The 26,788-nt window shown below is 60.4% G+C and carries 19 protein-coding genes; 8 read left to right on the plus strand and 11 right to left on the minus strand.

Annotated elements, in window-relative coordinates; all coding sequences use genetic code 11:
• Positions 1-74 precede the first annotated feature (74 nt).
• Positions 75-1,577, plus strand: coding sequence for a tyrosine-protein kinase domain-containing protein (locus ACZYYX_RS11045; protein ID WP_463814434.1), 1,503 nt, complete (start codon positions 75-77; stop codon positions 1,575-1,577).
• Between the two features lie 53 nt (positions 1,578-1,630).
• On the plus strand, positions 1,631-2,371 hold the full coding sequence (locus ACZYYX_RS11050; protein ID WP_463814435.1) for a class I SAM-dependent methyltransferase: 741 nt from the start codon (positions 1,631-1,633) through the stop codon (positions 2,369-2,371).
• 42 nt (positions 2,372-2,413) lie between these two features.
• On the opposite strand, the gene ACZYYX_RS11055 is transcribed toward ACZYYX_RS11050, so the two are convergent.
• From ACZYYX_RS11055 to ACZYYX_RS11075, 5 genes are all read right to left on the minus strand, one after another.
• On the minus strand, positions 2,414-3,667 hold the full coding sequence (locus ACZYYX_RS11055; protein ID WP_463814436.1) for a glycosyltransferase family 4 protein: 1,254 nt from the start codon (positions 3,665-3,667) through the stop codon (positions 2,414-2,416).
• A gap of 87 nt (positions 3,668-3,754) precedes the next feature.
• Entirely contained in the window at positions 3,755-5,236 is a 1,482-nt protein-coding gene (gene wzy / locus ACZYYX_RS11060; RefSeq protein WP_463814437.1) for an O-antigen polysaccharide polymerase Wzy, read from the minus strand.
• Between the two features lie 177 nt (positions 5,237-5,413).
• The gene (locus tag ACZYYX_RS11065; RefSeq protein WP_463814438.1) at positions 5,414-7,510 is read right to left on the minus strand and encodes a hypothetical protein; all 2,097 of its coding nucleotides are present in this window, start codon (positions 7,508-7,510) and stop codon (positions 5,414-5,416) included.
• A 65-nt stretch (positions 7,511-7,575) separates the two neighbouring features.
• A complete protein-coding gene (locus ACZYYX_RS11070) occupies positions 7,576-8,595 on the minus strand; it encodes an NAD-dependent epimerase/dehydratase family protein (protein WP_463814439.1) in 1,020 nt (339 codons plus the stop codon).
• Positions 8,596-8,604: 9 nt separating this feature from the next.
• Positions 8,605-9,690 carry a glycosyltransferase gene (locus ACZYYX_RS11075; protein WP_463814440.1) on the minus strand — a complete coding sequence of 362 codons (1,086 nt, stop codon included), beginning with the start codon at positions 9,688-9,690 and terminating at the stop codon, positions 8,605-8,607.
• 597 nt (positions 9,691-10,287) lie between these two features.
• On the opposite strand from ACZYYX_RS11075, the gene ACZYYX_RS11080 reads away from it, so the two are divergent.
• The 3 genes from ACZYYX_RS11080 to ACZYYX_RS11090 all read left to right on the plus strand — a co-directional run bounded on the left by ACZYYX_RS11080 (position 10,288) and on the right by ACZYYX_RS11090 (position 14,787).
• Entirely contained in the window at positions 10,288-10,968 is a 681-nt protein-coding gene (locus tag ACZYYX_RS11080) for an SGNH/GDSL hydrolase family protein (RefSeq protein ID WP_463814441.1), read from the plus strand.
• Positions 10,969-11,124: 156 nt separating this feature from the next.
• Entirely contained in the window at positions 11,125-13,182 is a 2,058-nt protein-coding gene (locus tag ACZYYX_RS11085; RefSeq protein WP_463814442.1) for an Ig-like domain-containing protein, read from the plus strand.
• 141 nt (positions 13,183-13,323) lie between these two features.
• On the plus strand, positions 13,324-14,787 hold the full coding sequence (locus ACZYYX_RS11090; RefSeq protein WP_463814443.1) for an MATE family efflux transporter: 1,464 nt from the start codon (positions 13,324-13,326) through the stop codon (positions 14,785-14,787).
• Between the two features lie 40 nt (positions 14,788-14,827).
• Here ACZYYX_RS11090 and ACZYYX_RS11095 read toward each other — a convergent pair whose 3' ends face one another.
• Genes ACZYYX_RS11095 through ACZYYX_RS11105 form a run of 3 tightly spaced genes read right to left on the minus strand, consistent with a single transcriptional unit; the run spans position 14,828 to position 18,329 of the window.
• Positions 14,828-15,343, minus strand: a complete 516-nt coding sequence (locus ACZYYX_RS11095) for a DapH/DapD/GlmU-related protein (protein ID WP_463814444.1) — start codon at positions 15,341-15,343, stop codon at positions 14,828-14,830.
• 45 nt (positions 15,344-15,388) lie between these two features.
• A complete protein-coding gene (locus tag ACZYYX_RS11100) occupies positions 15,389-17,206 on the minus strand; it encodes a glycosyltransferase (protein WP_463814445.1) in 1,818 nt (605 codons plus the stop codon).
• 4 nt (positions 17,207-17,210) lie between these two features.
• A complete protein-coding gene (locus ACZYYX_RS11105) occupies positions 17,211-18,329 on the minus strand; it encodes a glycosyltransferase (RefSeq protein ID WP_463814446.1) in 1,119 nt (372 codons plus the stop codon).
• Between the two features lie 334 nt (positions 18,330-18,663).
• On the opposite strand from ACZYYX_RS11105, the gene ACZYYX_RS11110 reads away from it, so the two are divergent.
• Positions 18,664-19,374 (plus strand): SGNH/GDSL hydrolase family protein, encoded by a 711-nt coding sequence (locus ACZYYX_RS11110; protein WP_463814447.1) that lies wholly within the window; start codon positions 18,664-18,666, stop codon positions 19,372-19,374.
• A gap of 13 nt (positions 19,375-19,387) precedes the next feature.
• Here ACZYYX_RS11110 and ACZYYX_RS11115 read toward each other — a convergent pair whose 3' ends face one another.
• From ACZYYX_RS11115 to ACZYYX_RS11125, 3 genes are all read right to left on the minus strand, one after another.
• Positions 19,388-19,795 carry a DapH/DapD/GlmU-related protein gene (locus tag ACZYYX_RS11115; RefSeq protein ID WP_463814448.1) on the minus strand — a complete coding sequence of 136 codons (408 nt, stop codon included), beginning with the start codon at positions 19,793-19,795 and terminating at the stop codon, positions 19,388-19,390.
• Between the two features lie 224 nt (positions 19,796-20,019).
• Positions 20,020-20,745 carry an SGNH/GDSL hydrolase family protein gene (locus tag ACZYYX_RS11120; RefSeq protein WP_463814449.1) on the minus strand — a complete coding sequence of 242 codons (726 nt, stop codon included), beginning with the start codon at positions 20,743-20,745 and terminating at the stop codon, positions 20,020-20,022.
• A gap of 50 nt (positions 20,746-20,795) precedes the next feature.
• Positions 20,796-22,823: an Ig-like domain-containing protein gene (locus ACZYYX_RS11125; RefSeq protein WP_463814450.1), complete on the minus strand. Its 2,028-nt coding sequence runs from the start codon at positions 22,821-22,823 to the stop codon at positions 20,796-20,798.
• Positions 22,824-24,187: 1,364 nt separating this feature from the next.
• Here ACZYYX_RS11125 and ACZYYX_RS11130 point away from each other — a divergent pair.
• Together ACZYYX_RS11130 and ACZYYX_RS11135 are read left to right on the plus strand one after the other, a co-directional pair.
• Complete coding sequence (locus ACZYYX_RS11130) at positions 24,188-25,480, plus strand: DUF1800 domain-containing protein (protein WP_463814451.1); 1,293 nt, start codon at positions 24,188-24,190, stop codon at positions 25,478-25,480.
• Positions 25,481-25,491: 11 nt separating this feature from the next.
• Positions 25,492-26,685, plus strand: a complete 1,194-nt coding sequence (locus ACZYYX_RS11135; RefSeq protein ID WP_463814452.1) for a DUF1501 domain-containing protein — start codon at positions 25,492-25,494, stop codon at positions 26,683-26,685.
• Positions 26,686-26,788: the final 103 nt, after the last annotated feature.

Below are 26,788 nucleotides of genomic sequence, written 5' to 3' on the forward strand. Positions count from 1 at the left end.
CCCCCGATGAAAAAATTGCCGTCGACGCGCGCACTTCTGAGCGTGACGGCTCATCGAGCAATGAAGGGGTGGTTGTGAACCTCCAAGACTTCATCAAGGTGCTACGCGCACGCTGGATCACGGTATGCGTGACCATCGTCGTCGCCCTACTGGGGGCGGTCATCTTTACGTTGGCTACGACTCCCCTGTACAAGGCGTCGACCCGGTTGTACGTGTCCGCTACGGGTGGATCGTCGGTCGCGGAGATGTATCAGGGCAACCGCCTCTCGCAGGAGCGGGTCGCTTCGTATACACAACTCATCGCCGGCGAGACAGTGGCTCAGCGCACGATCGACAAGCTCGGCCTCAACATGAGTGCCGGCAGTTTGCAGTCGAAGATCAGCGCCCGGTCGAAGGCCGATACAGTGCTAATCGACGTGAGTGTGCTTGACGAGTCACCTGTTCGGGCACGCGATATCGCCAATACCGTGTCTGACGAGTTCGTTGGCCTGGTGCGTGAACTCGAGACCCCTGAGAACGGTGCCCGACCAGACGCCCGCGTCGTCGTAGAGCAACGAGCTTCCATCCCCAACTCACCCGTCGTTCCGGACACGAAGCGCAATCTTGCAATCGGTTTGGCGTTGGGCGCACTGGTGGGCATCGGGCTGGCCGTGCTCCGGGACATTCTCGACAACACGGTCAAGAGCCGCGAAACGTTAGAGGACCTCGTGGGAACAGGCCTTGTCGGCAGCATTCCGTTGGACAAGGAGCGTCGTAAGCAGACTGCGATCTCGTTCGACAGCGACAACTCGGGAATCGCGGAGGCGTTTAGGAAGCTCCGGACCAACCTGCAATTCTTGGCGGTCGACAACCCGCCACGTGTCATCGTCGTGACGAGTTCAATGCCGAGCGAGGGGAAGTCGACGACCGCCATCAACCTGGCACTGGCTCTGGCGGAGGCGGATCATAATGTCATCCTCGTCGACGGAGACATGCGGCGACCGTCGTTAGCGAAGTACCTCGACGTCGTCGGTTCGGTGGGTTTCAGCACGGTTCTGAGTGGAGCCGCGACCTTGTCCGATGCGCTCCAGATGACGCGCTTCCCAGGCTTGACCGTACTGACCTCTGGTACGGTGCCGCCGAACCCGAGTGAACTTCTGGGATCGATGTCCGCCAAGAAACTACTCAATGAGCTTCGCGCGCAGTATGATTACGTGATCGTCGACTCGACGCCGCTGCTCGCGGTCACCGACGCAGCGATCCTTGCCGCGAGTGCTGACGGAGTGTTGATCATGGCGCGATTCGGTCAAACAAAGCGCGAGCAGCTGACCCAGGCGGTGGCAAGCTTGCGGAGTGTGGGGGCACCTTTGCTCGGTGCGGTATTCACCTTGGTTCCCACCCGCGGAAGCAATTCCTATAACTACGGCTACACCTACTACGGTGCAGAAGGGGGACGGCGCGATAAGTCGCGGAAGCCGTCCGCGTCCGACAGTGTGGATGCGATGACAAAGCTGGGTGACGCCCAGCAAGAGCCGGACTTGGGTTCGCACGCCGCGCCGGCTGGCGGTAGACAACGAAAGAGTGACGCATCGGAATAGCAGGCTCGAAGCTAAGTTTCGAGTCAGGCTCCACTCAGGCACAGGAAGCACCTTTGGACAAAGAGCAGCTTAGACGCCGGTTCTACCCCGAGGCCAATGTCAGCGGGTTTTCGCACGTTGACGGGACAATCAGCTTTTTTCACCATCTCAACGCGATTCTCAGGCCTACCGACGCGGTCCTCGATTTTGGCGCAGGTCGCGGCGGGCCGTTGCTAGACGACCAGGTGGCGTACCGGCGGAACCTCGGGAACTTCAAAGGGCGATGCCGGCGACTTGCCGGGTGCGATATAGATTCGGTGGTGCTCGAGAATCCCTTTCTGGACGACGCGCAAGTGATCAAGCTTGGCGAGCGACTGCCGTACGACGACAACACCTTTGACATTGTGATCGCCCGGTATGTGTTCGAGCATGTCGCGAACCCCGAATTCACAGCAAGCGAGCTACTACGAATCGTCAAGCCCCAGGGCGTTATTGCAGCAATGACACCGAATAAGTGGGGGTACATCGCTGTCAGCGCTCGATTGGTACCCAACCGCCACCACGTGAAGACATTGACGCACAGTCAGCCGAACCGCAAGGCGGAAGATGTCTTTCCGACTCAGTACAAGATGAACACATCTCGTGACCTTCGCAAAGCATTCGGCGACAGGGCCGAGGTCTTCATCGCCAGGAAAGCTGCAGAACCGTCCTACCATTTCGGCCGACCGTGGATCTACGGTCTCACGAAGTGGGTGAACAAGCATGCCCCCGACGTGCTTCTCCCCGTGCTCGACGTCTTCATTCGCAAGCGCTAGAAACGCAGCACGACATGAACACGGCGGCCCCAGGCGCAACTCTCACCGTTCCGTCCAGGTAAAACCGGCACCAAGCGTGTCCGCTATCAAGCCGTTCCACTGCCGGATGGCCGCGGTCTCGTCTAGAACGGCCTCCCGGTAACGTCGCCCGTTCCGACCGAATCGGTCCGCCTCAGCAGGGTCGCCTGAAATTCGAAGGACTGCGCCCAGGAGTGCGTCTGGATCTCCAGCGTTGACAACAATGCCTGCGTCCGCGGCGGCGAGCTCGGAAGCGGTGATTCCACCCGGATCGGTTGCGGCTACAATCGGTCGGCCCGCGTCGAAATATGACGTCAGCTTGCTTGGTACGGCCATGGCTGAAACGCCGGGCTTCTCATTCACGATCAGGATATCCGCCGCGCTCAGCGCGAGGCGGTACGCCTCGTCGTCGAGGGGATCGACGAAGGTCAGCCGTGCGACTCCGGAAGCGCGCTCCTCGAGGCCGCGCCGTTCCCCGCCGTCGCCCACGAGGATGAAGTGCACTGGTGCAGCCTTTGCGTCAGCGACCCGTGCGGCGTCAATGATGTTGTCGAGGCCCTGTTTTGCCCCCATGTTGCCGGTGTGAACGGCCAATGTCACCTCGGTTGGCCAACCCAGTGCTGCTTTGGCGTGAAGCGCATTCACTGGTTCGGAGGGTGCGAGATGAGTCCAATTTCGTATGACGTGCACTCTCGACTGCGCAATTCCGAAGTCATCGGTGACGAAGTCCGCGAAGCGTTGATGGATCACGACGACTTTGTCTGCGGACCTCAGCAGACGTGATTCGGTCCACCGCGTTAGTCGCTGTACGAGCCGACCGCCCTCACCAGTTTCGGACAACCCGAGCGTGTAAATGTCCTGCACCCAGACGATCAAGGGAGGACGGTGAGGTGTGAGCCGCCAGCGTAGGGCCGCGGCGGCTGTGGCGAACAAGGAGGGCGATACAGCAACGACCGTTCGCGGTCGTCCCCATCCGGCGAACACGAGGCGGAGACCAAAGCTCAGTTCAGAAGCAAGCCGTCGGAACCCTCGAGGTGAGCGGGGTACGTAATGGAGTCGCCGCTTCACACGGATACCGTTGACCTCCTCCGAACGCGTCCACTGACCGTATCCGTCACTGATTGACCATGCAGGATAGTGAGGATGCGCGACGTGTGCCGTAACGGCTTGTCCATTCTTGCCTAGACCTGCAGCAAGTGCTCCCGTGTACGGGCCGATGCCAGTCGGCTCCGGTGGAAAATTCAAGCCTAGAATGCAGATGTCGGTGTGCGAACGCATCGGCAAAGAGCTTCTCCTCTGACGCGGTTACTCACTGAAATAGATTGTTGTACTTATGTATCGAGAAGTTTGAACGCTCTTCGAGCTCTAACCTTCAACTCCCGCAACACGCACGTGTTGCTGCTTGCGGTCCGATCTGGGCTGGGGGAGAACGGCGACTACCAGGAACAGTAGAACAACCCAGGCCAACGGCCGCACGGGAAAGGCCAGTGTGTAACGCGGCACCTCGGCGACAAGAGCCAGAGTCACCAAGTAGAACACTGCACGCCATGTGGACGTGGGCATGCGCGTCACAGCACGCTGTGTGAATGCCATCGCGAGTCCCACTGCGAACAAAGAGATTGGAACGCTCAGCGCGCCGAGATCCATGTAGGCGTCCGCGACCACGTTTGTCCCCACACCCCATGACGCAGATGGCCCCAGAAGTATGGCCCCGAGTACCTGGGAGCTCTCGGTAAACCCCATGTCGTCGGGAATGATGGCGCCGCGTATGAACGGGATAATTCCGGCGAATCCCACCAGCTTGTACAGGCCGTAGCCGTAGTCGTACATTTCAGGAACGCTGGCTAACGCCGCTCGAAGCGATATGGCGCTGATGTTGAAGCTCGTATCCGCGGCCGCGGCGTCAATCGTGCTGCCGCCGTCGAAAAAACCGAACAGGGAAGCTATGCGACCCGCCCGCAAGTCTTCAACCGCGCTGTAAAGCCCAAGCGCAACGGCGCACAATGCCACCACAGCCCAGCGACCGGCGCGGATCCGAAAAGCAAACAGTCCTGCAAATGCGACGATCGCGATGAGAAGGAAAGAATTTCGATCACCCGCGAGCAGGATTCTTGTGGCCCACGCCACGGCTATCAAGGTGGATACGCGCAATATGATCGGCGGGGCGGGCGAATCCGGCGATCGAGGGAGGACGGACAGTGCAATGGCGACCATCGACACCACTGTGATCGCCAGGTAAATCGCATCCGCAATGCTGCCGCCAGTCGAGGTGCCCGTGTACCTGCCCTCGCCGGCCGCCCGAAGGCCGGCGAGCCAGTAGAACGCGATCAACAGAACTTGCAGTGTGAACAAAGGCAGGGCCGTCGATTGAAGGGTGATCCCATCCAATCGGTTCGCGCGGCGCGGTTGCCGCGGCGTGGCGGCGGAAGCGTTAAGCGCTCTTATTCCCGCGCAGAAAGCCACACTGGCGGCCAGGGACAATAGAATGGCCTGGTTGGATTGGTCGACAAACGTGTTTCCAGGAAAGTACCGACTCTGAGAGACGTCGTAGATTCCGAGAACGTGACGCTGGTAAGGGTAGAACAAAATCAGGTAGGAAAAGAACAGAAAAAGAAACTCAGCATTCAGGAAGGATGGAAAACCGCGAAACACTGTTACGGGTCGCCAGACCGAACGCAACATGAGTGCGTACTGGATGAGTAGGCATGCCCAAATGACAGTGTCGCTGGCGCCGCTTTCCGAACCCCAGAATGCGACCATCAGGCCCGACGCGAGCAGCACCAGTCCGAAGGGAAAATTCGTGCTTTCCTGCTGATTAGTAGCTTCGATATTCGGTGCCGATGTCATCGGCTTGCCGGCTTCACGTTCCGCATATACCCATCAATCCGTGCCGCATGGAATCGATCGTTGATGGAAACCTGCCATCCCCCTGATCGCACGCGAAGTATATCGCCGGCCCGAGGTGATCGTCTGTCCGTTGGACGAGTTGCCGCCTAGAGCTTGAGTCAGAGCCCGTCACGACTTCTACTCTGGACGACTGCGGATTCGGGTGTACACATCGGAAACCACGTCTTCGGGCCGACGGTTCCCATCGACGTGGACGATGCCCACGATATCCCGTTCGATGAGGTCGAGAGCTCGGCGGTAGCGCCGCAATAGCTCGGCTCTCTGGCGGTTGTCAAGCGTCACTGACCGCGTCGATCCTCCGCGACCCGCAAGTCTCTCTTCGAAGACATGGTCTGGCGCTTGCAGCCACGGAACGTCGCTGGACGCCCACATGTTGATGGCTCGAATTGCCGCCATGTAGAAAGTGCTGTTCGGTCGTATCAGGCCCTCTACGATCCCAATCGCCAGCTGGAAAATGGGTCCTTGATCGAGAATGTAGTTGGTTGCGCCTAGGCCTCTGGGATTTGCGAGGTCCTCGTGAAGTTCGACGAACCAACGCAATTGGACGATGTTCTTAAAAACAGCCAGGTCTAGCAAGCTGCGTGGTGGACGAGTGATAAGTTGCGAAAACGTACAGCGAGCGAGGACGAGGGGCCTTCTCCAGTACGGCAGCGTCCGATTCGCGTTCGAGACAAGTCCTGAGAGTGCGCGCGAAACCGTGGTTTTGCCTGAACCGCTGAGCCCCAGCAATTCCGTGCGGGCGAACGGCGTTATCGCTTCGGTCCAAGCGCGGTCAGCAACTTTACCGAGGACCTCGCTGATGTTGTGCCTACCGGTGTCGACAGGGAACATGTACGGCTCCCGCCAGTCCTGCCGCCACACCTCTCCGGATCGCTCTAGTAACACCTGGGGGTTGTCTTCAGCGCGCCGCTCCAACGCGATGGTTGGGTCGAGCTTGAGCACGACGAGTAAGTCCACCCCACCGATCTGCTCGTAAATCCTCCGTTCCAAGCGCCCAACAGCTCGGATCAAAGTCGTGTCCTCGTCGGTCGCCGCGATGCGGGGCGCGTCCATCATCGAGATGCCCGACATGGGCAGACGATCGAGGACCGCGAAGCCGCCACATTCGCGAACCTTTTCAGCTCGACGGAATGCGCCGAGACGGTCGATTGCAAGGGACAGGTGATTGAGGGTAGCCGCGAAGTGCGGCGCCCGGATCTGTGCCACTGCTCGAGACGAGACGCGGAGGAGTAGTCCGAGATGTGTTCGTGAAGGCCTACCAATGTGGATAGCCTCGGTCCAGAGAGACTGGCTGAGAAGTTGGCGAAGAGCTTCCACATTCGTTGACTTGCCGGCACCGTCACCGCCGACGAGGGCGAAAATGCGTCCACCAAGAGATGATCGTCGTTTGTGCGAAGTGTATAAGCCGGCGTGCCTCAATAGCGCTTTCGTCCGGCCCGAGGTGATGCGCCAACTTGCGTGGCTCAACGATGACAGCTCGCTTCGAGTGCGGTGCCCACGCAACCGACGCTTGACCAACCTGCTGCCCCCGAAGATCTGCCAGAGGGACGGATCGTTCAGTGCGAGCGTGAGGAGGTCTCGGAATTCGCGGTAATCGAAATTCAGGCCGGCAGAGTCAAGTACATGCCGCGTCTCGTCGGGATCCGCCTCGGCGGTGAGGTATGTGAGCTCTGCGATCTCTGACCTCGACAGCTCCGGCCGTCCGTTTAGTGCCAGTCGTCTCAACCCCCGCGGGAGCTGCGCGATCTTTGTCGAGGGCGCATGCTTGAGATACGTCCGCAGGAGAAAGACGACCAATTCTCGCTCGATCGTCGGCACCTTCATCACGTCGACTTTGCGCGCATCTTCTAGATACCAGTCGACGATTGGCAGCGTGTAGTTCTTGTCAGCATCGAAGCCCAGGATCAGACGGTCGTGTAGGTGAACGTGCACCATCCGTCGCGCGTCCAGATCCGGTCTGTAGAAGTGCCACATTCCGCGATGCCAGTGGTCAGCTTCCGAAATGCCCCGGACGAATTGATGGCTCGACAGAACTGCTCGGCATCCATCGACGTCGTCCGGGTGGACGAGGAGGTCCAGATCGTCGATCCCGACCAACGCCTTGGCCACGTTGATGTTGCTTTTCCAGTGCACGTAGCGGATCGCCGCGTCATCCATCGCTCCGAAAAGACGTTCGATGGTTCCAAGCGCCGGTAGTTTCATGGATGCCGTCAACGCGAGGAACTCCTATCCGCAGGTGGCTGCGTCGAACTGTGAGTATCCGCCCGCCGCATCATTTCTCAGCGCGCCCCTGCAGCTGTGGAAATCCGGTAATAGTCGCGGTACCAATCGACAAAGCGCGAGACACCCTCTGTCACACTGGTTGTCGGCGTTTTCCCGATAAGCTGGTTCAGCAGCGTCGGGTCGGCAAAGGTATCCACCACGTCTCCCGGTTGCATTCCGAGCATGGTCTTCTCTGCGCGGCGGCCCATTGCCTGCTCGATCGCTTCGATATACGCCATCAGGCCGGTCGGATTGCCTCCTGCGATGTTCACTACCCGGAAGGGCGCGACCGCACTGACTGAATCGTTTTCGGCGACGGGGCCGCCCTCCGGGACGCAACCGACCAGCGCCGTCACGGCGTCGACCAGGTCGTCTATGTAGGTGAAGTCGCGTCGCATATTTCCGCCGCCATAGACCTCTATCGGTTCACCAGCACTTATTGCACGCACGAACTTGAATAGCGCCATGTCTGGTCTGCCCCACGGGCCGTATACGGTGAAAAAACGGAAAGCGGTCGTTGGGATTTTGAAAAGGTGGGCATACGAGTGGCACATTGCCTCCCCGGCACGTTTCGTCGCCGCGTACAACGACATGGGCGAGTCAGTTCGATCGGTCTCGACAAATGGCATTTTGGGATTGCCGCCGTACACGGAACTGGTCGACGCGAAAAGAAAGTGCTGCGGAGGCCTGCTCCGTAGCACTTCGAGCAAATTGAATGTGCCGATGACGTTGGACTCGGTGTAAGCGCGAGGTGCCTCTAACGCGTATCGCACTCCGGCTTGCGCTGCGAGATGAATCACAACGTCCGGGTCGCTTCGCCCCACCGCGTCAGACAACGTATCGCTGTCCTCGAGCATTGCGGTGGTGAATGCGAAATTGGGATTCTTACTCAGGTGCTCCAGGCGCGCTTGTTTCAACGTGATGTCGTAGTAGGTGGTCATCCCGTCGTAGCCCGAAACTTCATGCCCCGCCTCGAGGAGCCGGTTCGCTACGTGGTACCCGATAAAGCCGGCCGCGCCGGTGACGAAGAATTTCATCTCCACCCCTTATCTCAACATCGACTCGTATCTGGCCTGCATTTGTTGGGCAATAGAAGTCCAGAGATATCGATGTGAAAAGGCCGTGCCGGCCTTCGAGAGAGCTTCTATGACGTGGTCTGGGAGATCGTTGGCGCCTGACGCAACGTCCTCGATATCGCTGAGATTGTTCTCGATCCTCAGTGCTACTCCTGCATCGAATAACTCGGGAAGATTGCATTGATCGGTGATGATGGGAATTGCTCCGTGCTGAAGGGCCTCGAGCACGGCAATAGGCAGGCCCTCGCTGAGCGACGGCAGTACAAAGAATCGAGTCGAACACAGCGCCGACGTTTTGGCCTCACCGTAGAGCGGCCCCACGAATCGCACGTTTGCGGCACCGCTCACCGCTGACCGGAGCTCCTGCTCGTACTGCTCATCGCCCCAGCCGGCGATTGTGAGCACCGTGCCTTGGAGCCTCTCCGATGCGCGCCATAGGCGCGCAAGTTCGATCGCTTGTTTCTTTTCGTGGAGCCGGCCCAGGTACAGCACTCCGCTACGCGGGACGCCAGCGGTGTCGACAGCCGGACCAATACCGTTGGGAATGATGAAGGTACGCTCCGCGGCCGTCGGCATGTAGTCGATTACCGACTGGTGTTCAGATCGCGTCAGCGCATGGATGTGGCACTTCTTAAAAGCGGGACGCTCGAAAAGCGCAGCGTGGGCACGCTTGACTGCCGGTTTGCGGGACAGGATCCACGGATCGAGCATCCCGCTCGGCGACACCACCACCGGAACTCCGAGCGCGGAGAAGACACGCGCATATAGGGACGCCGCCGTCCAGATGCCGTGTACGTGAATTACGTCGGGCTTAGCTCGCGCGAGCTCTCTGAAAGCCTGACGACTCAAACCGTAACTTCGCGGGCCGAGAGAGTGCGTGAAGAGCGGCACATCCCCCCATTCGGCGCGATCCTGTTCCAGGAGCTCGTCCCCTCCGCCGACGGCAATGACATCTAACCCGGCCGTAGACAGAGCCTTCGCCAGGCCGGAGGCGGCGTAGAAGAGTCCACCAGCCGACCGCGAGAGGGACGTCGAGTAGTGCGCGACTTTGATCATTTCACTCCCGCGTATATATCAGCGGCAGGGGTGATTGCCCATGTGCTAATCGCGTCCTTAGTCTGGCAGTGAGCCAGCCAAAACTGCGGGGAGCTCAGTGGTCCCCGCAGAAGTGGGACGGACGTGCAAGCGGCGGTCGCGCCCTTCAATACGATGCTGACAGACAAATGTTCCCCGGTTTTTCAGACGCGATCATCCCCCGAGCGTCGAATGCTACACGGTGTTTTTCGGCGGCGCGGCTGGAGCGAATCGGTGCCGCGTAAGAGCTTCGCGTCGCGCAGAGCGGGATAAACGAAAGTCACCGAAGCTTCCGAGCTTTGGTCGGTTCCGGAACGATCCGATCGCGCCGTGGAGCCCATGCCACAGTTCGAAGAAATTCTCAGATGTCGTTTGCCGGCTGGCTCGGAGAAGGCGGAGGACTGCGCTTACACTCGGGCTGAACGAAGGGGGCTCGATACCTCTGTCCGAAAGTCTGCCTCCGAGACAGGCATCTTTAAGGATCGGGAGCCGTAGTCGCCCGCTCGTTGCCGTGTAGAAGTCTCAGACGTCCTCGATGGAGGTTCATAGCAGTTGCGTCGCCTCGTCGTTGCATTGTGCGTGACCGCCACCCTTGTGTCGGGCTGTGACAGGAAGCCGCCCGAGTATGTGTCGAATTACACGCCGCCGCCAGCTTCAGAGCCCGCGACAGCGGTGGAGGCAGTAGCCATCATTGGTGACGCCTATACCAGTGGCACGGGTCTCGGCGGGCGAGGTGAACAAGGTTGGCCGGCAATCGTTCAACGCGATCTGCGCAGCGAAGGTATGCCCATCGCGGTCGACATGGGAACAGAAGCCGGTTCCGGCTACGTGAATCCCGGCGTACAGACCGGCGCGGTCTTCGACAGCCAGGTTTCGAAAGTGGTCCGGCCTGATGACCGCCTCGTCGTTTTGTTCGGTTCGAGGGCTGACAAAGACGTTCCGCCCAATCGTCTCAGTGTAGGAGTCCAGCAGACCCTTGGTGACGTCAAGAAGGTTGCTCCAAATGCGAGGCTGCTTGTGATAGGACCTGTTTGGCCGACGGCGAACCCGTTGCCGGCGATCCTGCAGGTGCGCGACATCGTCAGAGGTCAGGCTGAGGGCATCGGCGCCACATTCGTAGATCCATTGCAGGACGCATGGTTTGTGGACCGCCCCGACTTGATCAGCAAGGATGGGGTGTATCCCACAGATGGGGGCCATCAGTACTTGGCAGAGAAGATCGCGCCCCTCATCGTTCGGCAGCTGCAGGCACCGTCATAGTGGATATTTTTGCCGCTGCCTCAGCACACGAACCGTGGTCGGTCGGTCTTTGTGACAGGGGACAAAAATCCGCGGTGGTAAATGCCGCGCCACCGCAACTTCTAAGCGGCGCAGATCGCGCACACTCCGATGATGTCTCCGCCTTCGCGTAAGACAATGGGGGATGTCCGCGCATCCACTGGCGGGGAGACGGTAACCCGGCGCAAAGCTCTTCAGCGCTTTGGTTTGCTTGGCGTGGCCGTATGCTTGTCTGTCAATGCCTGTGGGCGCGAACACGCGGCCGATGCCGCGATAGATCCGTGGTGGAACGCGATTCTGACCCCACCTGACGACACGCCCGTGATCTCTGCCGCAGCTTCGTCGCAGATCCCAGGCGGAACAGTCGCCACGCCAAGCGCCAATTACGATGCGGACCCCGTCTTCCGCTACGACGGATGCCACGCGGTTGTATCTGACGGCGTGGGTGTCTGGGCGACCGCGCCCGAATCGGTCGTGCCCGAGCTCGTTACCGACGCTCGAGAGGTCGAGACGGTGTTCCGAGTGACACGCACGGGCGCGAGCGTGATCGGAGTACGCGTTGTGGTCGATGGCAAGCTCAGCCATCTTCGGATGATGCGTTTCGATGCAGAGAAGGGCACCGATTACTACTACAAACATCAGTTTGCCGAGGGTAAAGTGCGGCACCTGAAGTTCGAAGTGGATGGCGCTGACCGATTCACAAGAGCGATCCTGGGGCCGCACACCGTTCTCGAGCGACCGCGGGGAGCGGCTAATTTCCGGCACACGGCAATCGGTGATTCTCTACAGAAGGGCGGAGCCGACTACCACATCGGTGCAGAAGTGAACGGCGACCTGTTCTACATGGGTTGGGAGTCGCATAGTCGCTTCCAGGCAGCCTTGATGGGTTGTGACTCCTACATCAATCTCAGCGCCGGCGGAACGGGCTGGAGCGACAATGATCCGGCCAACCCTTTCTCTGCACGAATTCCTTTGGCGTTGGCGGGTAGCCCGCATGTTCTCGGCTTCTACGGATCTCGAAACGACGCCGGGGAAGAGAACGAGGTCCTTCCCGCGGTCAAGCGCGCTCTCGCGCGGGTTCAAGACGTACCAGTCGTGTTGGTATCCGGGCCGCAGCAAGCCCTTTCTAACCGCGTTCTCAATGATCTCGTACGGCAGGGAACAGAGTCCGCCGGCCGAACCTGGCTTGATCTCCAAGGGGTGGCTGCGTCTCCCACGTCGAACCCCACGCATCATCCAACCTTCGTGGAGCAGTTGGATCTTGCTCGCGCTGCCAACTCGCAGATCGACTTGCCGAGCATCCTCGCCGCGGTGGCGAAGGACAACGAAGTGAGAAGCGCAGTGACGGTGAACTTCGCAGTCATTCCCCCGTCGCCGATCGTGGCGGGGTCGCCAGTGACACTTCGAGCATCTGTCGTCACGGCCGTGCCGATGCCCGGATTTATCCAGTTCTACGACAACGATGCCGCCTTAGGCCCGCCCGTTTCCCTGGAGGCTGGAAGCGCCTCGATGACGACTGATTCGCTGGAGACGGCGACCCACGTATTACTCGCTCGCTTTCTACCTTTGAGCCGCGCAGCGCCGGCCAAAGCGATAGCCTCGACGCCCGTCGCCATCGTGGTTGCTGAGCACCTCGGCGTGACCGATGATTTTAACCGTCCGGATGGTCCTGTCGGGAACAGCTCTGACGGCAAATCGTGGAATACCAAGTCTTTTCCGGGATGGGTAATCAGCGGGCACGCCCTCGCCAACCCGCAGGCAACTGGCCAGGTGTTCTGCGACATTGACCCTGGTGTGGGGTTCGGCGATTACGAATTCACCATGGGTGGCGGGTACTCGGCGGACTTCCGAATCTGTTTGTTCTATGCCAGCGGCAATTCGCATGTGTTCCTCAACACCAATAGCAAGGGTGACAACTGGCGGCTTTACACACGGAAAAGCAAAGTCAGTGCGATCGTTGCGACTGGGGAAGCTGGGGGGGGATGGCTTGCTGGCGATGTGATAAGGATCGAAGTGACACACGGATCCACCACCACCAGAGCGAATTTCGTCGTCACAAAGAACGGAGCTGTCGTGTTAACAGCGGCAGACGTGGAGTTGGGCACGCTCGCCACCTCAGCAACTCGACTCGCGATCGGAGTCAATGCGAAGTCGAATGGCGCCACACTTGACGCTGTAACGATGAAACCAGCCTAGTGAGGAATAGCGGGAGTGATTCGATGAGAATGTCCACGATTGCGGTGCTGCGACGGTGAGCGAGGCGCGGTGATGGCTCCGCGTTGTTTGCGTCAGTGCCCATGATGATCGTCACGTCACAGAGTCGGTTGCCTGCCCATGGTGAGTAATGCAAAGAAGAACGCGCTGTCGTTCTACCTGAACACCGGGGTGACCGCAGTCGTAGGTCTAGTCATCAATCCCCTGCTCCTGTCGGCGCTCGGCAGTATCAGTTTCGGCGTATGGAAGACCATTCAAAAGCTTCTCGACGTCGGCTCGGCAGCCAACGGGGGGGCCGTTCAATCGCTCAAATGGGTCATCGCTCATCGCTCCAAGAGCGTGGGGGACGAGGAGAAGCGGCGCGACGTAGGAGCAGCCCTGGTCGTGCTGCTGTACTGGAGCCCTGTCCTGCTTGCCGTCACTGCGGTGATTGTTGCTGTCCTACCGCATCTGATGCACGACGTTCCGCCTGCGAAGAACTTCGAAATCTACGTCACAGCAAGCATTCTCGGTATAAATGTGGTTCTGATGAGTCTGGCTGCCATCCCTGATGCCGTGCTCACAGGAACCAACCAAGGTTTCCGATCGATCAACGTGACCACAGCCGCTTATGTCGTCACCAATGTGGCAATGGTCGGCGCCGCGTTCATGGGTTTGGGCACAGAAGGTATGGCGGCGGCAATCGCTATAGGCACCTGCATGAACGGCTTCCTCACTTACCTAGTGCTCCGTAGGCGTGTGTCCTGGTGGGGCATGTCCAAACCGCGCCGAAGCGATATAAGCCGTCTCTCGTCTTTCAGCGGGTGGGTGCTCGGGTGGACGCTTGTAAACCGCGTGTCTTTGGCCACTGAAGTTATCATTCTGAGCAGTTTTGCTGGTCTCAATTTTGTTTCCAGCTACACGTTCACTAGCTATGTCGTGGTTTTCGCGTTGTCGGTGTGTCAACTGACTACGAGTTCGCTAATGCCGAAGCTTGGTGCCTTCATGGGCCACAACGAGTGGAGCGAAGCGGGCAAAGTCGCTGCCGAAGCCCGGGAGTTGACCCTTGCGCTCAGCACTGGAATTGGTTGCCTCGTGGTTCTTTTGAATGAGTCATTCGTGAACGTGTGGGCTGGCGGCGGTCAGTTCATGGGCCAAGGTGTGAATATTGCTATGGCGATCGCATTCGTTCAACTGGCCCTGATCAGAACCGACGCGCAGATCCAGGACACCGGTCTCGACATCGGCCGAAAAGTCGTCTTAGGCGCCGTCATGGTTGTGATAGCGCTCGGTGCGGGTGCGGCCGCCTTCGCCCTGTCCAATTCGGTGGTAGTCATGTACGCCGCGATATGTGCGGTGCGCGCGCTGGGCAGCATCGGCTTCCCGTTGCTGGCCAACCGTGCCCTGCACGGCTCGGGATGGCCTGTATGGCGCGCCGCAGCGTCAGCCGTGGTTCTGGCGGGATCAATCGTGGCAGCTGATCATGTTGAGGCGCACTCTTGGTGGATGTTGATCGCTTACGGCGCGATCGCAGCGGCCATTGTGGCACCGCTGGTGCTGGTTACTACCTTGTCCAGGTCAACTCTTCGGAAGCTGATCGGCCGCTGAGCCTGACTCGACTCAACATCGCCTATCGTCAAACCGCTGACTAACCACCTACTCCATAGTGTCTGGTGAAGTATGCCCGCTTCTCGTCTTGACTCATCCGCTTGGTGTGGTGGCCCGCCCTCAGCGAGCTTGCCGCGTACTCGTCGAGGTCTTTGATCACCCGCGCAGGTACTCCGACACATACCGTATCGTCAGGGATATCGCGTGTGACGATAGAACCAGCACCGACCACGACGTTGTTGCCTATGGTGACACCCGGCAGCACAATGCACCCGTAGCCGAAGTAGACATTGTTTCCCACTCGGATGGGCCGGATGATGTCGATGTCCGGATATCGCTCCCTCATGACCCACACGCCGCCATCGTGGGTCTCGAAGTGCGTTTTCGTAGCGCTCACATGATCGCCGAGGCTGACGAGATACGGCTCGGTGCTGAAAGTGACCCGGATGAGTCGGCAGCCAGTACCGACGGTGACACCAATTGAGCGCGCATAGCCCACCGGGTCGAGCCGCTGTCGGAAGGCTGCCGTCAGTCGTCGCAACACACTTTCCTCCACCCGCGATTGATTTCTAGCTGCCCTAGGACCCGCGACGTGACGCAATTACACCTTGCAGAGTAGATACGAATACTCAACGCCGAGAGGGGTTGTCGCCTTCCGGGACGTGACGACGCGCAGGCCGCTCTTCTCCACCGTCTCGGTGAACCACTTCGGCGATACCGCAACGGCTCCCATTGCGTTGCGAAAGTTCCTGATCAATCCGGCCGGACCTCGCTTTACCGATACCGCCACGACTACGTACTTTGAGCTGACGCGTGCCAATTCTTGGATCACCTCGCGCTGTGCATCCTGCGGGAGATGCTTGAGCAAGGCGTGACAGTAGACCAGATCAAATGTCTCGTCATCGAAGGGTAGTTTCTCAGCGACACCTTCCAGATATTCCACCGAGGTGCCGTCCAGTGGAACCTTTTTCGCTTGCTTTAGCATCGTGGGGGACACGTCTACCGCCACCATGCGCTTCGGCTCGAGCGTCGCCAGATGGGGGAGCCATCGCCCGATTCCAGTGGGACAGTCAAGAACGGCGGTGATTTCAGATCTCGGCAGCTTGCCGAGAAGGCTGTTGATCGCACGCTGCTCGCGCTGATAGCGATAACGCCCGAGAGTCCCGCTGAACCGGTTTGGGATGTAATTTGCGACGACATCTTCGGCGATGTACTCCTCGCGAGCGGTGTAATTGATGCCTTCACCAGGGTGCGAAGCACTCACAGACGGACCTCTCATGATTCTGTTGAAAACGGCAAACCTCTCAGTGCCGAGGACTTCTGGGCTGACCGTCGCGACAGCTCGCTGCCTGGCCCGCGTTCCCAGTTCGCGTCGTAGATCCTCGTCGGTGAGTAGCTCGCGAAAGCTGGCGGCAAGGGCGGCCCGATCACCAGCGGCGAATACTCTGCCCTCAGTGGGGGATACAAGTTCCGGCAGGATTCCGCTATCGCTGACGATACAAGGAATTCCCGTCGACATCGCCTCCAGTACCGCCCGCCCATCATGCTCCTGATGGTCAGGTAGCACTCGCGCCGGCATGACAAAAACGTCGATCTCGGAGAGGAAATGGTGCAGATCATCGTTGTCAATCACGCCGGCATAGCGGACGTCAACTGCTCGCTCGACCGCGGCGTACATAGTCGGATCTGCCATCTCGCCCGCGAGCCACAGTTCGGCGGGCTGCCGAATGTCTGCGCGCGCATCCTCAAAGGCTCCCAGCAACTCGGGAATGCCTTTCGTGTCACCAATCTTGCCTACAAAGCCGACCTTCACCGGCGCAATGGCGGAGGCAGGCGCGGGCGGGTGGAAGCGTGTGACGTCAACAGCCAAGTGCGGCTGCACCACAATGCGCGATTCGGGAGCTCCGAGCTCACGTACATACATGTCGCGCGTCATGTCGCTCGCGGCGATGATCACGCTGGCCTTCTTGATTCCCCACCGCGCCAGCAGACGTTTCGCTCGCCCGAGCGCTGAAGTGGACGCCCGATAGGTGTTTTTTTTCACCACGGGTACAAGACGCACGGTCGGATGCGCAAGTTTCGCGATCACCGCGGCCTGGAGAAATTGGACCTGCCACGGGTCGTATTCGATGCAGAGAATGTCAGGCTTATTCGCGCGCAAGGTCGGCCACAATCCCCGCACCAAGAACTGGGCTCCCCTCACTCCGCTTGCCGCCAGCGGAATTACGGTCAACGTACGGTCGGCCCCGAGAGATTCTGGTGGATTCAAGGTACCGCTAGGGTGTCGAAGCGGACCTATCAGGGTGAGATCCACGTGTTTGCTGAGAGCGGCAAATGGGCCAATTCGGCCAGACGAGTTGTACGCATGGCTGAAAACGGTGACACGCAGCCGCGGGTCTTCGACGTTCGCTGATTCCATCTCTCTAATCTCGCGGCGTCGTGATTGGACCGGAGACGGTGACCGAGCGGAAAACTCTCATGTACTGCTCCGCGACGTTCGCGGGGTGCATGCGGGCGAGATGCTCGCGAGCTGTCTGCACTTCGTCGATGCCTAGGGGAGAGGCCAGCGCACGCTCGATGACGCCAGCCACCTGTGCGGCGTCGTGGTGATCGGGAATGAGATATGGATAGGTGGCCCCGAGAAAGTCGACGTGTTCAACGATCGGCGAAGCGACAATGGTGCACCCTGCCTGCACGCCCTCCATCAAGACATTCGGCATTCCCTCGTAGTCACTCAGGCTCACCAGCGTCTGGGCCCGCGACATCCACTCCGTAGCGTCAGTGCGGAAACCCAAGAACCGAATCTGCTCCGCGACACCGGCGTCCGCGACGATCCTCTCCATTTCGGTGCGCTGCGTTCCGTCTCCGCAAACCCAGATCTGGACCTCAGGTTGGCCGCGCGCGACCTGGACAAAAGCCTCGATCATCGTGATGACGTTCTTTTGAGGTTCCAGTCGCCCTACGAACAGCACACTCTTCGCGACCCTCTCCGCCGAAGAGAATGAGGGCGCGGCAATATTGTCGACGAGGTGAACGCTCCCTGGAATGTTTCGATCAATCCACCGCCGCACGCCGCCAGGCGAATTGGAGGCGACCGCGTCGGCATTGTGCCCCAGCCGATCGCGAAGGCGAAACAACAGGGAGTCGTCTTGCTGCGAATTTCTCTGTGTCATCACCCATTTGGCACTGCGGTAGAGGCGCCGGATGAAGTAGGCGTACACGTCGCACACGCGTACCCAGGAAATGAGGATATCGGTCTCGAAGTCGGCGACCAACGCCCGTGCCGCCATGATGGCGCGCACGTCGAAGTTCGAGCGGACTGTGACGAATTCATCTCGGAGTCGATCCGTCCGCAGCATGTCCGCCTGAGCTCCAGGACGAAAGCGAACGAGCATGAGTTCGACATCGTCGCGCGTCTGAAGTTCGTTCAGCAGGAGGATGCACTGCTTTTGGGCGCCTCCGTACCCAAAGTCGGGGATGAAGAAGCACACGCGCAGCCGACGCTGTGCCGTGTCCGCCCCTGTTGTCAACAGCCCCTCCACCACTTTGCCGAAGGCCCCCAGTACTGGCAGTGCCGGAGTGGACCGGGATCAGCTGCCGCCTCGCCTTGGACCTCGACAATAGTGGACAACCCGCAATTTGGCGCGATCCCGGCATTGACCGGTTACCCCGGCAATCGGCGCCGCGGTGCAATCAGGCTGAACGGTTGCCGGCGCCAGACGACGTCTGCAGTCAGACTCGACTCGCGGGCGCGCTCGCCTCGGTGGACGCGAAAGCAAGACAAGGTCTCGCAGCAGGCTCAACGGGCAGCCCTGGCGTCGGGGGTAGCATCAGGTCAGCTACCGGCACCGCGAAATGATTGCTGAGGTATTGAACTTGCGCTACTCCGCCATCCTGGTGCTGGCGATCGTCTCGCTCCTGACGGCTTGCCAGAAGCCGCCGCCAGAGTACATATCCAATTACACACCGCCACCCTCTGACGCGGCAAAGCCCGGCGTGCCAATCGCCATCATCGGTGACTCTTTCACGGGCGGTTCGCCGATGGGCGGAAAAGGCTCGCAGAGTTGGCCGACCTATGCAGCCGCAATGTTGAGTGCGCAGGGCACCCCCATCAAACCCGATGTCGTGTCAGAGGCAGGTGCCGGATATGCCTCTCCAGGTAACCATCAGGCACGCGTCTTTTCGGATCTCATGGCGAATATCGTTCGCCCCAAGGACCATCTGGTGGTGCTGTTCGGTTCACGAAGCGACACGAATGTGCCCGCGCCCGACCTCACCTCCGCGGTGGCGCGCACGCTCAACGCCGCTCGGGCCGCAGCGCCGACGGCAAAGCTGGTGATCATTGGGCCGCCCGAAACGGCCTTCCCACCTGCGCCGGGCGTGCTACAGGCCCGGGACATCCTGAAAGCCCAAGCCGCTGCTGCAGGTGCGGTGTTCATCGACCCCATCGCGGACCAGTGGTTCGTAGATCGTCCGGATTTGATCGGAAGTGACCGAACTTATCCGACCGATGGAGGACACAAATACATGGCCGAAAAGATTGCGCCCGTCCTGGCGCAGCAGCTCAACATGTCTGTGCCCTCCTGAGCGCCGACACGTGTCATGCGCGGCTCTGCGATTTGTTGACGGCGGCCGGTGCGACCACCAACGAGTCGGCGTCGACATTCCCCACGACGAGTGCTGTCGCTCCCACCACCGCGTTCCGCCCAACTGTCGATCCGCGCAGGACGGTTGCCCTCGCCGCCACCCAAGCGCCGTCCTCGATGACAATCGGGCCGTTGTCGAACTCGAAGGTCGGGGACCTCCGATCATGGCTCCCCGCGCACAACAGCACGTCTTGCGAGATGCACACGTTTGACCCGATGGTGACCGGTTCGAGATTTAGAATCCACGTGTTTTCGCCGATCCAACTGTTGTCACCGACTGTGAGTTTCCAGGGCCAATGAATCCGTACGTTATGGCGTAGGTTCACGCCGTCACCAATCCTTGCGCCGAATTTGCGGAGCACCCATACCCGAATACGTGTCGGACACCACCAGCGCGTGAGAATCGCTCCTGAGACAGCTAGCCACGCAATTTGCCATAGGAGGGAGCGGCCTCGTTCGTAGCCCACGCCAGTAAAGCCGGCAAGATCTCGCATCAACGGCCACTCCAATTCGTCATCGACATCAATTCTTAGCAGTCGTGTGAACTCCGTGCTGCGCCCGTTCGGAGGCGAGGGCGCGACCCTTATCAATTGTGCGTTGCGAGAGCCTGCTCGATCAGAGGCCGCATTTTTTCAGCCAAGTATTTGTGACCCTCGTCAGTGGGGTGAATGTGGTCGCTGCCGATGAAATTCGGCCTATCTGCGAACCAACCGTCCTGTACGGGATCGTGGAACAGCACTCGTGGACCGGCGTCGGTGGCCTGCGCGCGCAGGATGTCACCTACTTGTCGCAACTCTTCTGGGGGGGCGCCGTCGGTCCAGGGAGGCGCGATCACGAGGAGTGTGGCGGCCTTCGCGATTTTTGCGGCCGAAGTGAGCGTTGCACATGCGGCAGTCGCCACTTCCGCCCGAGGCTCTTTCATGTCGTTGCGGGAACCGAAGATGACAACCACCTTGTCGTTCGGTGCGACACTCGCGGCAACGAGATCGTCGAAGGTGCTTCTCCTGCGGTTACCTGGGTGCACGTAACCGGCTCCGCCCTCCGCCGCCACGGTCATCGACACTGGATAACCATCCGCCCGCAGTTCTTTGTCCACCAGCGCCGTCCAGCTGCGATCGTGCTGGCCGCCCAACTTGGTACCGCTCGTGTAAGAGTCGCCGACGATGGCGATTGCTGGGTCTGGTGACGGGGGTAGCGCCGCTCTAGCTTCGAGCTTCGGGCAGGTGGGCAGCGGTGGCTGCTGCGCACCGCAACTCAACACCGTGACTGCTGAGATAAGAAGAAGCGCCAACAGTCTTCCAGCGCCGTACATACGACTCAGGGTAGTGCGGCTTGGGTCGTGCGGCACACCTCGCCCACGTCCTAAAGCGCTGACTCGCTCGCGAGTGCTTCAGTCGGGCTAACCGGGATCACCGAGAGGGTGCCATCGGAATTGACCACGTACAGGCGGTCTCCCGCAGTGTTAAGTTCCAGCCCGACAGGTCCTCTTCCCACGATGATGGTGTCCACAACCTGGTCAGTGGTCAGATCGATGACGGACACGGTGCCAGGACTGCGCTCATCGGGGTTGTAGCCGCTGAAGTTGGCGACGTATGCAACGGTCTCGTCGCTGCTGAAAACCATTCCGATGGGCGTCGTTCCCACCGGAATGTATCCCGTGACGACATTCAAGTCGGTGTCGATGATCGTGACCACATTGCTGAACTGCGACGTTACGTACGCGCGGGAGCCGTCCTGGCTCACACGAACCACCGTGGGATAAGACCCTACGTTGTAGATTTCGGTGCGCTCACGGGTCTCAAGGTCCAGCACTGTCACTCTGCCGAAAAATTGGCCGCTGGCGTAGAGCTTCCTTCCGTCCGGGCTCAACGCGAGTCCGACAGGGTTCCCGTCCATCGGGATCAGGTCAAGCAACTGATACGTCGAGGTATCGATGACCGCCACGTTGTTGCCAGTCCTGCCGGCCGCGTAAGCGAGGCCGTCCGAGCCGAAAACGATTCCGATCGGACTGGTGGGGTAAGGCAGCTGAATTTCCGTGGAGACGGTGTTGGTCGTGGCGTCTATGACCGAGATGCTTCCGGAGTCCTTATTGCTGACCCATATCGTCCCGTCGGGTGCACGCTTGACAAAGGAGGGCGCACTGCCGACGGGAATGGTATCGACGATGGTGTCGGAGGCCGTGTCGACGACCGACACCGTGCCGTTGGCCTGATTCACAACGTACGCACGCGTACCAGATTCGTTGAAGGCTATCCATTGTGGAGATGAGTAGTCAGGACTGACGGTGACGGTGACGGGGATGCTGAGGGTGCCGCCTTTGCCGTCGCTGGCGGTGACGGTGAAGGTTTCAGTGTCGGGTCCGGGGTTGGCTTGGGCGGCGGCGCGGGCCTCGGCGCTTGGGGCGTAGAGGAAGTTGCCTTTGGCGCTGATAGTAATGACGCTACCGCTGGCGAGGGTGGTCGAGCCGGTGTAGGTGAGGGGGTCGCCGTCGGGGTCGGTTGCGCGTACGGAGCCGAAAATCCGCCCGATCTTCGGGGTAGCTGCTTGCTGAGTGATCGTTGGGTTGCCCGGGGCGTTGTTGTCGACGATTGCGACGGTGACCGTGACGGGGATTTCGAGGGTGCCACCTTTGCCGTCGCTGGCGGTGACGGTGAAGGTTTCGGTGTCGGGTCCGGGGTTGGCTTGAGCGGCGCCGCGGGCTTGGGTGCTGGGGATGTAGGAGAAGTTGCCTTTGGCGCTGACGGTGATGACGCTGCCGCTGGCGAGGGTGGTCGAGCCGGTGTAGGTGAGGGGGTCGCCGTCGGGGTCGGTTGCGCGTACCGAGCCGTAGATTTTTCCGCTTGCGCTGGCTGGGTTTTGGGTCACCGTGGGGTTGGTCGGGGCGTTGTTGTCGGCGATTGCGATGGTGACGGTTACGGGGATTTCGAGGGTGCCGCCTTTGCCGTCGCTGGCGGTGACGGTGAAGGTTTGGGTGTCGGGTCCGGGTTTGGCTTGAGCGGCGCCGCGGGCTTGGGTGCTGGGGATGTAGGAGAAGTTGCCTTTGGCGCTGACGGTGATGACGCTGCCGCTGGCGAGGGTGGTCGAGCCGGTGTAGGTGAGGGGGTCGCCGTCGGGGTCGGTTGCGCGTACCGAGCCGTAGATTTTTCCGCTTGCGCTGGCTGGGTTTTGGGTCACCGTGGGGTTGGTCGGGGCGTTGTTGGGCGCGGATTCGGAAGCCAGCGACTTGGCTGCTTCCGTCGACGCGGACGGTGAGATAACTCGCCCAAGAAGCGATTGGCGGCGGGGCACCGTTAGATGCAGGTCTTGCCGCACCCACGCGAGCAACGTCCACGCAACGATCGGCAAGGTCGGCGCCTGTGGCGCTGGCGCGAGTGTGGAAGACAGCGTCACCGGACCGACGACGATGGACCGTGTGGGCGATGATCCTGGGTGGTCTTCTTCGGATCCCGGGGATCGTGAGGTAGCCATAGGAAATACTACGGACGAAGGCGAGGCGGATTTCGAGTGGCTCGCTGGGTTGGTCGGAAAACCGAGTCCGGCGTTGACGTCGACGACTAGCTCGTCGTCAGCCCTAGCTTGCCGGGTGTCGGTTTGCGGCCTTTGCGCTTCGGACCCCGCGCGACTCCTGTGAATCGTAGGCACAGCCAATGCGGTTGTGCGTCTCGGCACTCGACCGGACCCCTCTCGCTCTGGGGTTTCGGGCCCGAAGTCGGCTTGATCTTCCGCGATGCTTGTTGAGTTTTCGGCGGCAACGTCGTCGACCGCGACGCGCGCACGACGCGGGCGTGTGGCCCCATCCTCAGCCCGGGCTCTCGTCTCGACACGAAGGGACTCACGTGTCTCTCGAGGCCTGTTGGCGGAGCTTGACGCGGCACCAGCTTTTTCGCTCTCCTGCGCGATGGCCCGCCGCGAATCGTCCGGACTACCTGCATTAACAGACGACTCGTTGTCTTCTGCTTGAGCCACGGCGGGCGAGCTTCCGATCGCGAGGCCGACACCGAGCGTCACGGCTAGCGCGCCGAGTCGACCGATGTACCTGGCGTATTGAGTCGCTTGCGTGTATCGGTCAGCCGTCGTCCGATTAAGAATGTGCATTGTCCCCCCTGGTATGGCGCGCACCTGTGCAGAGCGTCCTCGCGTCGTTCCAGCCCGCGGTGCGCGCTCATCGTAACCACGAACGCGTGGCAACAGATGGCGTGTTCGCTGAAATCGGTTGAAGCTGTCACAGTCGGGGCCGAGCACGTTACGGTTCGGCCAGATGTGCGATCAACGGGCGTTTTGAATGTTTGTGCAGGCAAATACCTAACAATCTCGCGTCTCGGGCGTCAGGGATGCCGCTATCGCTAGCCTCGTCGCGGGGACAGGGGTCGTTTGATGAGAATCTTCTCGCTCCTGACGGTGTTCGCCACGTTCGAACTCCGCTACTGCATCCCAACGCGCGGAGGGGACCATCCTCCGACGGCAGTAGCAATTGCGGTAAAAGGTCCGTGCGGGGCAGTGAGACTCTCAATTCCCACGCCGAAATGCGGCGACGTAAACGCGCTCTATCAAGCTAGCGCGGGGTCCAGTCCGGCGCCGTAATTGGTTGTTGCGTTAATTCTTGCGAGCCAGAATTGCGGTACCGTGAGCGATGAATCCCGGAGGCGTTGCCCAGAGAAGTGGACATAGGAGTCCTCGGACTTTCGCTTCATCCACCCGGACAACGGTGGTTCCGCTGGAGGTGGCAGACGGTGTCGACTCAATCTGATAGATGGATGGAAGCCGCGCGACTGCTGCGACGCAGCGGATTCGGCACGACTGGCCCGGTGGTCGACAAGGTCGTCGCGTCCGGCAACCTGGGCGCGTATCTGGACTCCGTGCTGTTGCGGTCTGTGACGGAGGACGCCGGCGCTCGCGCAACCCCCATGCCGCAGTTCGACTTCGTACCACCACCCGACAAGAACGCGCGGAGCCGCCTGAGAACCGAGCGCAAGGTTAAGGCTCAGTTCAGAGAACTCGGGCTTTGGTGGTTGCGCCGTATGGTTGCTGTCGACCAACCCACTCGCGAGAAGCTCACCTTCCTGTGGCACAACCACTTCGCAACGTCGGCCAAGAAGGTGCGATACCCAGTGTTGATGGCCGACCAGAACAACAAGATTCGAAAGCTGTGTCTGGGAGACTTCCGTACGTTGGCCTACCAGATGCTTACAGACGCTGCGATGCTGCGGTGGCTCGACGGGACGGACAACAGCGTCAAGTCGCCGAACGAGAACCTCGCACGGGAGTTCATGGAGCTGTTCGCACTCGGACATGGAAACGGCTATTCGGAACGCGATGTGAGAGAGGGTGCTCGTGCCCTTACCGGATGGTCGGTCAGCAAGAAGGACGGAAGCACGTCGCTCGTTCCGAAACGACGTGATGACGCGACCAAAGTCGTCTTGGGCGTTAGCGGAGATCTAGATGCGAAGGGATTCTGCGACAGTGTCCTTGCAAGTGAAGCCTCAGCGCCATTTGTCGCAGGGCGTCTGTGGCAGCAGCTCGCTTCGGACACCCCTGCGAGCCCGCCAACCCTGTCGCGACTAGTCCAGGCTTATGGGTCTGACAGAGATCTACGCGCGCTCACGAGGGCGATACTGACCGACGCCGACTTCTTAGGGGACACCGGCTCGATGGTTGCGAGCCCACTGGATTGGATGGTGGGACTTCTTCGCGCACTTCGCGTTTCGCTGGACGGTGCCAATGACGCTCAGAGGGTACTCGACGGGCTCGAATCTCTCGGCCAGTTGCCATTTTTCCCTCCGGACGTGTCTGGGTGGCCGAAGGGGCAAGCGTGGTTGTCGACAGCGTCCGTCGGAATTCGACTCACCATGGCCGACTGGATGTGCGCGAAAGGTGACCACAGCACCGTCGACGACGCGGCGAAGAGTGATCGACTTGATGCCGCCGCGTATCAGCTCGGAGTCGGAGCGTGGTCTAGCAAGTCAATAGCGGCGCTGAAGCCAATGGTGAATGACCCACCGGCTCTGCTCGCCGCCGCTGCGAACACACCCGAGTATCTGACTGTCTAGGAGGTCTACACATGGCCGACATAAGCCGTCGTGGCTTCTTGGTCGGCTGTGCCGGCATCGGCGCAGGTGTCGTCGCCGCCACAACCGTGCGATGGAGTGACCTCACGCTGGCAGCCGACGAGAGCCCCTTGCCCGCAGATGCCGGCGTGTTGGTGCTGCTGACGATGTACGGCGGCAATGACGGGATCAACACCGTGATTCCCTATGGCGACAACGCTTATCATGATTCCCGTCCCGAACTGGCTTATGACCCTGGCGAGGTACTCGAGCTGGATGGCGGGCTCGGACTCAACCCCGGTATGCCGGGCATGGCGCAAATGTTCCACGACAAGTCGTTGGCCATTGTTCGTGGAGTGGGCTACCCGCAACCCGACCACAGCCACTTTCGGTCGATGGACATCTGGCAGTCCGGCTCCACCGACAACAACGTGTCGACAGGTTGGATCGGGCGCTGGTTGGACGCCACAGGTGATGACCCGTTAAGGGCGATCAACATCGGCACCGTTCTCCCGCATCTTGTCGTAGGAGAGAAGGCATCGGCCGCAGCACTTGCTCCCGAAGCGCAGCCGCCGACCGGCGGCAAGGCCCTCATCAAGGCACTGTCCGTGGCGGATCCACGCGATACCCCGGCCATGGCGGCAGTTCGCGATTCCTATCGCGCCACCTCGACGACATCGAATTCGTTTGCTCCGGTGCTGAGTAGCCTCAAGGAGCAGGACATGGGGCGCAGCTTGTCGTCCCAACTCGCCATCGTCGCCCGGTGCGTGCGAGCCGGGGTGCCCGCGCGGGTCTACAGCGTCTCGCTCGGAGGCTTTGACACCCACGCTGATGAACGCGGAACACAGCAGCAGCTGCTGAACACGTTGGACGTCGCCGTCACCAAGTTCTTTCGAGATATCGCCGATTCGGAGCATGCTGGCAAGGTGGTATTGATGGCGTATTCGGAGTTCGGTCGCCGGGTGGCGGCCAACGCCTCAGACGGTACCGACCACGGCACGGCCGGTCCTGTATTCATCGCCGGGGCGCCCGTGCGTGGCGGATTCTATGGTGATCAACCGAGTTTGACCGATCTTGATAACGGCGATCTCAAGACAACCACCGACTTCAGGGACGTCTATCACGAGGTGTTGGCGAAGACCCTGAGCGCCGATCCCACACCGGTCTTGGGAGGCGGTCGGAGGGATCTGGGCTTTCTCAGCTTCTGACGAGCAGAAGAGAGGCTCGAAAGGTGTCCTTGCTCAAGGCTATTCAGAGGGCAGTCTCAGCGTCGTGTCGCGGTGCAGGATCGCGTCGACGGCTTCCCTGTCG

Source organism: Mycobacterium sp. IDUB_1 (assembly GCF_055419625.1).